Genomic DNA, 10321 nt, shown 5'->3' on the forward strand with positions numbered 1-10321 from the left:
TGGAGCCCTGACGGTATCGACGCGATCGGCATGGACTGCTTCATGCCGGCACCTTTGAGCTCGTGGTAGACCGCGGTCACCCGCGACAACAGCACCTCGGACCGCTCCGGACGCTTCGACCGGGGACCGGCACCGGGGACGACGAACTCCTTGCCGGCGTCAATCCACTCCTGGTGACCGGCCAGCAGAAGATCGAGTTTCTCGATGCTGCCTTCCAACCGTGGGATGGCCCGGTCCGCTGCAGCCACGACCCGCCGCGCGTGGGAGCGGGAGTCGGCGTGGGCGCTGGCCAGTGCGGACAGGCTTTTCACCTCGTCTTCCAGGGTCGCCATTTCGAGGAAGCGTTCGTCGCCGGTCGCGGCGGCTTTGGTCGCCGCGGCCGCCTCGGACAGTGAGTCGTCGGCGATGTCGTCGACTTCGGCGACGTCGTCGAGCTGCCCGCGTTTGGCCTGTTCGATGAACGCCGCCTTGGATTCGACTTTCGACCACATGACGGTGTCGGTGGTGCCTGCGGTGACGTAGTTCAGAATCTCGATCTGCGGATTCTGGTTGCCCTGCCGGATGATCCGGCCTTCGCGTTGCTCGAGATCGGCGGGCCGCCATGGCACGTCCATGTGGTGCAGGCCGATGAGGCGGCCTTGGACGTTCATACCGGTGCCCATCTTCGAGGTCGACCCGACCAGCACCGCGATCCGACCAGCGCGGCAGTCGGCCTGCAACGCCAGTTTCTGCGACGGCGACTTGGCGTCGTGGATGAACGCGATCTTCTCCGCGGGCACCTGATACTGCTCGACGAGAAGGTCTTTGAGGTTGGAGTACACCGACGGGCCGTCGGGTCGCGGGGTGCCACGGTCACAGAACACCAGCTGCAACGCCCCCCGGATCGGGGACCGCTCCCCTTCCTCGGTGAGATATTCGTTGTCGGCGGTGGCGTGGTAGATGCGGGCGACCTGTTCGGCCACCGCATCGGCGCGGGTGTTTCCCGGATCCGGTTCGAGGTTGGCCAGCGCCGGGTCGAGGGCGACGTTGCGGCCGTCGTTGAGGATCTTGAGCACGTTGTCGATGTCGGCGCGTCGCGGGTCGAGATGGTCGGCCCGATAGTCCAGGTCGGCGATGAAATCGCGCCGCTCCTGACCGGGGGTGCTGGTGATGATCTGCCGCCCGTCATGGGTGGGCAGATTGGCTGGGACCTGTTCACGGACAACGACGTCGGTGTACTGGGCGGCCATGGCGAACATCTCTCTGGGGTTCGCGAACGCCGACACCTTCGACACGACACGCAGTTTGGTGCCGGTGGCGTTGGGAATCGTCTCCGAGCGGGTCGCGGTGAACGACGCCGCCCAGTCGGTGATCGAGCGGACCCCGGCCGCCTCCAGTACATCCGGGCGTAGGTATTGCTGCATCACCCACGACTCGGCCAGCGAGTTCGCGATCGGGGTGCCGGTGGCGAACGTCGCGACCCGCTCAGCGCCCGGGGTAATGACCCGCCCGGCCGCGACCGCCTGGTGTTGGCGACGTTCACGCAGGTAGTCCAGCTTCAATGACAGGTCCTCGGCCTTGTTCGACCCGGTCAGAGACAGCGAGTCGATCGCGCACTGGCGGCCCTTGTTCTTGTACTCGTGGGCCTCGTCGACGAACAGATAGTCCGCGCCGGTGTCTTCGAACAACACCCCGTGGTCCTTCTTGGCCTGATCGGTCGCGGCGTCGAGTCGTTTCTGGAGCTGCTTCTTTGCCTGTTCGATCTTCTTGACCGTTGCCTGGGTCATGTCGCCTGCGCTCGCGGACAATTCGGCGTCGAGTTCGGCGAGCTGGCCGGAGATGTAGTCGACACGGCGCTGGGGGTGGACCCGGATCGCGGAGAACACCGAGGCTGGGATGATGACCATGTCCCAGTCGCTGGTCGCGGTCTGGGCGGCGAACACGCGACGGTCCTCAGGCGACATGCCTTTGCGTCCCACGAGCACGTTCGCCGCGGGGTACCACATCTTCACTTCGCGGCCGAACTGCTCGATGAGGTGGGTGGGCACCACGATCCACGGCTGATTGACCAGGCCGCGGCGTTTGAGCTCCATCGCCGACATGAACATCGTGCCGGTCTTACCCGCACCGACCACGTGATCGAGCAGCACCGTCGGCTCGGCGAGAATCCGCGCCACCGCATCGCGTTGGTAGGGGTGCGGCTCGAACACCGGGGACAAACCGGGCAGCACCAGCCGTGATCCGTCGTGCTCGGGGCGAACCCAGGTGTTGAAGCGGCGATTCCACTCAGCGACCAACCGGTCGCGACGCTCATCATCCGACCACAGCCACGACCGGAACTCGGTGGTGATCTTCTCCGCCTGGACCTGGGCGAGGATGGTGGCCTGGGCGTCGACTTCCGGTGCCCCCTCTTCCTGCGCCGGCCCCGAGTTCTTCACCACGATCGACCGTTGGTTGAGCAGCATCTCGGTGAGGTCGATCGCATCGAGCGCCTTGTTCCTCCTGTCGGCATTGTCGGCGCCGTACTCGGTGCGCATCAGCGCGCTGTTGCGTTCGTCAGGTGGCACCTCGACGCCCCACGAACCGGCCGCGCGCGTCACTCGGGCACTCGTGGCGCCGAAGGTCTCGCGCACGAACGCTTCGTAGTCGCGCGGCTCGATCCAGGTCGGCCCGAGTTTGACCGACCCGATCTGGGAGGGTTGCTTGTCGTCCGGAATCACCTGCGCCAGTGCTTGTGTTAGCTCTGCCCAGTCCCGGTTACCGGGATCGGTACGGGCAGCCTCGGCGGCGCGGGCGTGTTTGGCGCGCACGTTGCCCGACAACGCTGTGGGAGCCGGTATCAGATCTTCGGGCATGTCCGGATCGGCGTAGACCAGCCCACGGATCGACTCGCGCGCTTGGGCGGCGGGCTGATCGAGCAGTTCGGCGACACGGTCGAGATCGACTCGCCCGCGTTCACCGAGACTGATCGCGACCGCCTCGGCCGGGGTGTCCGCGCGCGACACCGGGACCGGCGCGACGACGACGTCGCGGGAGAACACCGCGGTCTTGCTGACCGTGCCGGTCTCGTCGTCGTAGCGTTCCAACGCCAGCACGCCGGCCATCCCCGGATCGGCGCGGACCGCCTCGAGATGGGTTTGGCGCCGCGAGGGCGCGCTGACCTGCCATGCCTTCTCATCGAGCTCGGCCGCCACATCCTCGGGCAGCGGGCCGGGATAGTCGGCGCCGTCGGCGTCGCGATTGGCAGTACGCCACTTGCCTTCGAGTTCTGCGAACTTCTTCGCGGCTTCCTCGGCGGTGCGTTCCTTGCCGCCCACCAGCTTCGCCCGGTTCACCGGGCCGTAGGTGTTCAGGTAGGCGTCGTAGACCTCGTTGAGGTCCGCGCGCAGCGCGTCACGCTCGGCGCGGCTGCTCTGGGTGCGCTGGGCGGCGATCGTGGCCGCGAACAGATCGCGCAGCCGCAACAGGTGCCGGGTCTCGGTGGTGCGGGTCGCGGGCACCTTCATCGGCTCATCGCCGTCGATCCCGCGGCGGGTGAACACCCCGGTGGTCTCGTCGTAGCTGACGTGCCCGATCGGGATGTCCTCGCCGTAGAGGGCGGCGGCGTCCAGGGCGCCGGCGGTGAACTCCATCCCGGCTGTGGCGGTGTCGTCGGCGAGAAACAGTCCGTCGCCGCGCTCCAGTGCGGCGTCGACGATGTTGGTCAGTCGGTCGTCGAGGTCGGCGGCGACATCGCTGCCGGTTTCGGCGGCCACGACGAGCATCCCGTCGCGGTAGAGCCCGCGATCGACACGCATCGTGCCCAGCACATGCTCGGGGTGGGTGGTGAAGTAGCGGTTCACCCCGATCTCGGTGGTCTCGCCGGTCCGGTCAGGGAGGGCGACGAGGTCAGAATGCAGCCAGTCGGCGTCCGCAGGTGCGGCGACGTCGGCCTCGCGACGGCGGAACACCAGCACGTCGGTGACGACCTGGGTGCCGGCAACCCGTTCGAATGCCGTCGAGGGCAACCGCACCGCGCCGACGAGGTCGGCGACGGCGTGCATGTCGCGGCGCGCCTTGTCCGAGGCGGCATCCAGCGTTCCGGCCGTAGTGATCGCCATGACGTAACCGCCGGGGGCGGTGAGGTTGAGCGACTTGAGCAGGAAGTGGTTGTGGATGCGGTGGCGGGCCGGATTGTGGATCGGGTCGTGCACGGTGAACCCGCCGAACGGCACATTGCCGATCACCGCGGCGAACGAGCCGTCCGGGACGCGGGTGGTCTCGAAACCCTCCAACCGCACCTGGGCGTCGGGGTAGAGAAGATGTGCGATCTGAGCGGTCGTCGGGTCGAGCTCCACCCCCACCATCTGCGCGCCGGGCGGTGCCAGACCGATGAACGTGCCGCTGCCACAACCCGGTTCGAGGACCAGTCCCTCGTCAAACCCAGCGCGAGTCATCGCCGACCACATCGTCTGGGCGATCGCCGGATCGGTGTAGTGGGCGTTGAGTGTGGAGGCCTTCGCCTGACGCCACTGCTCCGAATCCAACAGGGCGCGCAACTGGTCGCGTTCGGGTGCCCACTCCGGCTTGGACTCGTCGAAGATGTCGGCCGCGGCACCCCACCCCGACCACTGCGCCAGGACCTCGTGCTCGGCGGGCGTCGCCGGGCGTCCGGTGCGCGCTGTCTCGGTGAGGACCTCGAGTGCGGCGATATTGGCGCGGGCGCGGGACTTGGCCCCCGACGGCACGAGCACCGTCCCCGGATGGGTGAACCGGGTCGCAGCCACCACCTCGGTCGGTGCCGGGGTGGTGGCCTCGTCGAGGGCCGCGATGCTCGGCGGCTCCGGTTTCGGTGCCTCCGAGTCGGGGATGGGGTCGGGTTCGAGGCCGGCCACCACATGGTCGGCCTTGACGTAGACGACCGAGCCGTCCGGGCGGCGTGCGGGGGCGACTCGGGTGCTCGCCCACGCTGTCAGCGGCAACCCGGTCTCGGACTGCGGCACCTGCGGCAGTGCGTCGTCGGCCTTCGGTGGCAGCGGCGTGCCGCCGGGGTCGACGACGGCCGGGTCAGTGGGGATCCGCAAATCGTCCAGAGACTCAAACAGCAGTCCCTGGCCGTCGTCGACTACCTCCGCACGCGCTCGGCGTCGGCGCGATCCTGATCGGCCAGCGCTGCGTCCACCATCGCGGTCAGCTCCGGAACCAGCGGATGTGCCGGCCCGTCGGGCACCGGCAGTCCGTCGGTCAGACGTGCTTCCAGCAGTTGCTCGGCCCACACCTGAAACCGTGGTGTCTGATCCGGCCACACCTGCTCGGTCAGTCGTTCGGTCTCTCGGCTCGCCTCGATCGCCCACTGCGTCAGCCACCGCTGCATCCCGGTCATCGTGTCCGGGTTCGGCTCGTCGTCCGGCTGGTCGTCGTCCTCGGGACTGCTGAATCCCTCCCACAGCGTCGCCAGCGCCGTCTCCTCCGCCGAGTACCGGGCCTGCTGATACAGCCGCTGCGTCGTCAGCACGTCCGGGTCGTTGCCCCCGTGCTGGTCCTTCCACGCCGCGATCGTCGCCAGCTCGGTCTGCGACTGCGTCTGAGCGATCTCGGCCTCCATCCGTGTCACTTCCGCGGTCAGGAAGTCTTCGAACTGCGTGCGGTCCATCTGCGTCAGTTCCTGGGCGTACCGCTCGGTCAGTGCCGTGCGCAGATCGTGAAACATCGGTGTCCTCCTCGGTGTGGGTATCCATAGTGCTCTGCGGTGCCGACATCCGCTTCCCGGATGGGTCGGTGTCGGCGAGTAAATCGAACAGATTGGGGGTGTTGTCGTCAGGGGTGGCGTTGCGTGCCATGCGTCGAGCTCCTACCAAAGTGAGGTCCACTCCCGAACCTGGGCTACGCCGGGCGAGGGTGGGTGGTTATCGTTTCTCACTGGTCAGAGGCTCGATCTCTGACCGATCAGTGCCCTGGCAGGTGTGTCCAGCACCTGCCAGGGCCTGAGAATGGGGGCTACCGGGTCATTACGCTCCGTCGCCGCCGTAGTACCAACCGCCTTTGCCCGGCCAGCAGTCGGTCAGATTGGTGAGTGCGTTTCTGCCGTTCCTCGTGTCGAGGCACGCTTTCTGGTGGGGGAAGGGGCCGACGATGTACGCGCCGTAAGTGCGGTTGCGTGTATCGGCTGCCGACGCTGGGACATCGACGAGCGTTGCCCCTCCGGCGGCGAGCGTGGCGGCGGTTAGCCCTACTGCGACTATTCTCCGCGTGATGATGGTGATGGCCATGACAATCTCCTCGTAGTGGTTGGCCGGAGTGAAGGTGGTGACGGGCGATTAGTCGCCGTGGTGGTGCACGCGAATACGCACGTGCACCTGGCTGTCCCGGTCCGAATGGGCTAGTCATCAGGGCGCTGGACTGGTGGCCGGGGTGGTCGTCGGCGTTGGCGCAGTGCGGCTCTGGTGACGACGATGACGCCGGTGATCGACAGGGCCACCAGCAGCACGAAGCAGCCGACGAGCGCTATGTGGATGAGTGGCGGCATGAGCAGGCTTTCGTGTTGGGCTACGCGGCGGTGGTGTGGTCGGTGGGTGGGTAGAACCATCCGGGCGGTGGTGGGGTGCTTGAAACGGTGAGTGTGTCTGTGGTGGTGTGTTTTTCGGGTGTGCATAGGTAGAGCGGCCCGTTTTCGGCGGTGAGGGTGCGCCAGTGGGCGTCGAGGTGGGCGGTCCACCACGACGACAGCGCGGCGGGGTCTTCGCTCAGGCGGGCGGTCTCCCACGCCTTCCACAGCTCCTCGAGGCGGATGACGACTTCGTCGTGGCGCCACCACTGCGCGCACCAGCGGGTGTCGCGGTCGAAGCGCCCGGCTTTGATGTGGCTGAGCCAGTTGGTGAACCAGTCGGCGCCGGAGGTGAACCGCCAGTGTGCGCGGGGGTCGTCGTCGGGGGTGTCGGTGTCGTGGGTGGTCATCAGAAGGTCCTTTCCCGGGTGGTGGCGGCGAGGGGCGGTGCAGTGGTCAGTGCTGTCTGCTGGGCTGCGCGTTCGGTCGCGCAGGCTTTCTTGGAGGCGTCGATCAGCTCGGCGTAGGGGCCGAGCCAGTAGGAGTTCTTGGTGGTGACGACGGTGCGGTTCCCGGAGGTGGCCAGCACTGCTCGTTCGGCGGGGAGTGCTTTGAGGTCGTCGATACCGAGAATGGGTTCGCTGGACCAGGATTCGCTGGTGCTGGTCGATCCCAGGCCGGAGTTGGAGTGCGAGCGGCTGCGGCGGCGGACGTCGCGTTGGCCGATCATGCGGCTCAGGCCCGACAGGTAGGACTCGTTGTTCGATGATCCGGCGTAGATGTAGACGTTCGAGGAGTCCACGAGCATGTCGAGTTTGTCTTTGGACCACACTTTCGCGGCCTGGGCCAGCGATTGCAGCATCGTGACGATGACGATGCCCTGGCTGCCGAAGTGTGAGTACCAGTCGGGTAGTTCGGGCAGTTTGCACACGTTGGCGGCCTCATCGAGCACTGCCACGACGGGCACGGGCAGACGTCCACCGTTGCGCCGTGCTTGGGCGACGGAGGCTTTGAATATGGTGTCGGCCAGGGCGGTGGTCAATGCGGTGGCCGATCCTGCCCCTTCCATCGACAGGGCGTACATGGTGTCGGTGGAGGTGACGAACGCTTGCGGATCGAACTTGGGCAGGTCGTGGCGGATGTCGTTGCTGCCGACGGTGTTGTCGCCGTCGAACCGCACACGTTGGGGTGGGAGGACCGATCGGGCGTAGGCGGGCACGGTCATGACGTTGATGAACCGTCGCGCCATGTCGTAGAGGCCGTCTTGTTGGCGGGGGTTGAGGTTGGCGGCGGTGTCGATCTTGGCGGCGGCGTCGTGGTGGCCGTGGCGGGTCAACACCTGGCGGGCGACTTTGAGTTTGGGGTCGGTGAGCCAGCCGTCGACGTGTTTGAGGTCTCCCCCACCGACGGCTGCGGCCAGAATGTGCAGTGCGAGCAGTTCTTTGGCGCCGCCGTCGAAGTAGGCGTCCAGGCGTGATCCTTCGGCGGTTTCGGCGGCGGCGAAGATCGCGGCGAGCTCGCGGGCGTCGGAGAGTTCGTGTACGCACCAGAACGGGTCCCACCACCACTGCTGGCCCTGAGTGCCGGCGATGTGTTGGAGGTCCGAGAGCCAGATGGTGCCGCGGGTGCGTGGCGGTTCGCGCCGCTGGGTGCGATAGGCCCACAGTGCGCGCAGCCCGTGTCGGGTGGTGTCGGCCTTGGCGGCGGGAGCGGTCTCGAGGTCGCTGCGGTCACGGACCCAGCGGGTGGCGTCGTAGATGTCGGGCTTGTTGGAGGTGGCGAACACTGCGCCGGGCGCCTGGCAGATCATCGGGATGGCGTAACCGGTGGTCTTGCCGCATCGGGGCCCGCCGATGACGAGTCCGACCCACTCCCAGCTCATGTAGAGCGCCGAGGTGCCCGACCCGATCAACGATCCCAGCACCAGCCCGTAGTCGAGGTGCCCGGTGATGGCGTCGCGGCCGCGGAGGCGCTGCGCGGAGTGCTTGGCGTCGCGGGCGGTGATGGCGTGCAGTTCCCGGGGACGAGGAAGAAACTGTGCCACCTGGTCGAACTCACGCAGCACGGCGGTGGCGGCGCGATGACGTCCCACCACGACCGCGATCGCGGCGGCGGCGATGACCGCGACCACCAGGAGCACGGTGGAGGCCACCGGCCACTCGAATGTGCCGTCGACGGCGGCGGTGGCCGGGTTGATCAGCACCGGGCCGGGCTGGCCGGTGAGCCAGCACCCGGCCCGCCAGCACACGTAGATGATCCCCAGCAGCGCGAACACGGCTGCGGCGAGGTAGTAGCCGACCATGGATTCGTGTTGGCCGCGGTCGCGGCGATGGGTGGTGCTCACAGCTGGGCTCCGGTGTCGAGGGTGACGCTGGCCCCGACCTCGGGGACCGGGGCTATCTGCCAGTCGCTGTCGCCGGCGGCGATCAACGCGGCTTCGGGGGCGGGTTCGGTGTCGGCGATGAGTTCACTCATCGAGCGGTGCCCGCCCGCGGCCGCGGCGTCGTCGACGTCGATGGCATAGTTCGCGGCCGAGGCCGACACCTGGTCGAGCAGATCGGTGTCGGCGACCTCGCCGAGGTCCTTGTCGCGGTCGCGGCCGCCGATGCTGTCGGGGTCGACGCCGGCCTCACGCAGCCGCTCATCCCAGGCGTGCGCCCATTGCTCGGCGCGCTGCGCGGTGGCATTGGTCTGGGCTTGCCGGGCGGTGTCACCGTCGCGGGCGGCCTCGGCCGCGGCGTCGCGAGCCAGATCGGCGGCGGCGTGCGCCCCGGCCCAGCGGGCCATCAAATCCGGTGTCAGCGGGTGACGTTCAGCGCTGGTGTCGGTGTAGCGGGGCTGGTGGGCGCCAGTGTGGCGCGCGGAGTTCAGGCGCTGCTGAGCGCGGGTCTGCCGGGCACGTCGGCGGTGCTGCTGGTTGCGGACCTCACGCAGCGCTTCATCGGCCCGACGTCGGGAGTGCCGCATGATCGTGCGGATTTCGTCGAAGATGTCGTCGACTTCACGGCTGTTGTCCTGGGCGACGTTGTGTGGGTCGAGCATGGTGTGCCTTCCTTTCGAGGGGTGATGGGAGGTAGGTGGGTCAGGTGTCGGCGCGGGGGTAGGTGGCGACCTTCCACTGGCCGTCGACGCGGACGAGATCGGCGGTGACGGTGAATTTCCGGAACGAGGTCACCGTGGCGTCGATGCCGAGCACGGTCTGGATGACGGTGCCGCGCGCGCTGGCCTTGTCCGGTGAGATCAGCACTGCCGAGGCGCCCTCGACGCGGGCGGTGATGACGTCGAGAGATTGCTTCCATGCGCCCCACTGGGCGCTGGGACGCACCGTTGCGGTGCTGTCGGCGGAGTCCAATGCCTGGCCGGTGAGGGTGGCGCGAGTGCGGCGCAGCGCATCGGTGGGTGAGGTGTCGGCGGCGGGTTGCCAGCTGAACATGGTGGTGACGGTGGTGGTGAACACCCCGATCGGTTCGGCGCGATCGGGCAGGCCGGGCGGGCTGCTGTAGTGCTCGCCGTGGTCGTCTCCGTGGCCGTGTGCGGGTTCGGTGGTGTTGTCGCTACCGGAGCATCCGGCCAGTGCGGCGATCAGCACGATCGCGAGGACGACCAGCACGTGGTGGTGGCGGCGGTGGTGGTTCATCGGTTCTTCTCCGGAAGTCCTTGATCGGCGAACTGTTTGGCGTAGGCGATGACTTTCTGGCCGTATGGGCGGGTCTGGGTGTCGTAGTCGCCGCCGGTGGGTGTTCCGCCGGCGTTGAGCACCGCGCCGACTCCGGCGTTGTAGGCGTAGGCGTAGAGAATTTCGCGGCCTTCGGCGGGTTC

7 protein-coding genes and 1 pseudogene are annotated in these 10321 nt (G+C 67.7%); all 8 read right to left on the reverse strand.

The annotated features are described in order from the left end of the window. A partial coding sequence (locus AS181_RS24175; RefSeq protein ID WP_231742709.1) for a DEAD/DEAH box helicase family protein occupies positions 1-5042 on the reverse strand: 5042 nt, incomplete at its 3' end. A gap of 41 nt (positions 5043-5083) precedes the next feature. Further along, on the reverse strand, positions 5084-5668 hold the full coding sequence (locus AS181_RS24180) for a hypothetical protein (RefSeq protein WP_058253936.1): 585 nt from the start codon (positions 5666-5668) through the stop codon (positions 5084-5086). Between the two features lie 298 nt (positions 5669-5966). Next, a complete protein-coding gene (locus tag AS181_RS24820; RefSeq protein WP_082653034.1) occupies positions 5967-6227 on the reverse strand; it encodes a non-hemolytic enterotoxin B in 261 nt (86 codons plus the stop codon). Between the two features lie 277 nt (positions 6228-6504). Next, on the reverse strand, positions 6505-6912 hold the full coding sequence (locus tag AS181_RS24185) for a DUF4913 domain-containing protein (protein WP_058253937.1): 408 nt from the start codon (positions 6910-6912) through the stop codon (positions 6505-6507). Next, positions 6912-8846 carry a type IV secretory system conjugative DNA transfer family protein gene (locus AS181_RS24190; protein ID WP_058253938.1) on the reverse strand — a complete coding sequence of 645 codons (1935 nt, stop codon included), beginning with the start codon at positions 8844-8846 and terminating at the stop codon, positions 6912-6914. Before AS181_RS24190 ends, AS181_RS24185 begins: the two co-directional genes overlap by 1 nt. Continuing rightward, complete coding sequence (locus tag AS181_RS24195) at positions 8843-9544, reverse strand: hypothetical protein (RefSeq protein ID WP_035755698.1); 702 nt, start codon at positions 9542-9544, stop codon at positions 8843-8845. Before AS181_RS24195 ends, AS181_RS24190 begins: the two co-directional genes overlap by 4 nt. 40 nt (positions 9545-9584) lie before the next feature. After that, positions 9585-10139, reverse strand: coding sequence for a hypothetical protein (locus AS181_RS24200; protein WP_051406024.1), 555 nt, complete (start codon positions 10137-10139; stop codon positions 9585-9587). Next, positions 10136-10321: pseudogene (locus AS181_RS25270) on the reverse strand (hypothetical protein); the annotation flags it as partial. The gene AS181_RS24200 and the pseudogene AS181_RS25270, both read right to left, overlap by 4 nt.

Origin of the sequence: Gordonia sp. SGD-V-85 (assembly GCF_001456905.1) — a bacterium.
GTDB lineage: Bacteria > Actinomycetota > Actinomycetes > Mycobacteriales > Mycobacteriaceae > Gordonia > Gordonia hongkongensis.

Coding starts and splice junctions, on each gene's coding strand:
- AS181_RS24820 (WP_082653034.1), bottom strand. CDS start 6,227: ATGGCCATCACCATCATCACGCGGAGAATAGTCGCAGTAGGGCTAACC.
- AS181_RS24195 (WP_035755698.1), bottom strand. CDS start 9,544: ATGCTCGACCCACACAACGTCGCCCAGGACAACAGCCGTGAAGTCGAC.
- AS181_RS24185 (WP_058253937.1), bottom strand. CDS start 6,912: ATGACCACCCACGACACCGACACCCCCGACGACGACCCCCGCGCACAC.
- AS181_RS24200 (WP_051406024.1), bottom strand. CDS start 10,139: ATGAACCACCACCGCCGCCACCACCACGTGCTGGTCGTCCTCGCGATC.
- AS181_RS24180 (WP_058253936.1), bottom strand. CDS start 5,668: ATGTTTCACGATCTGCGCACGGCACTGACCGAGCGGTACGCCCAGGAA.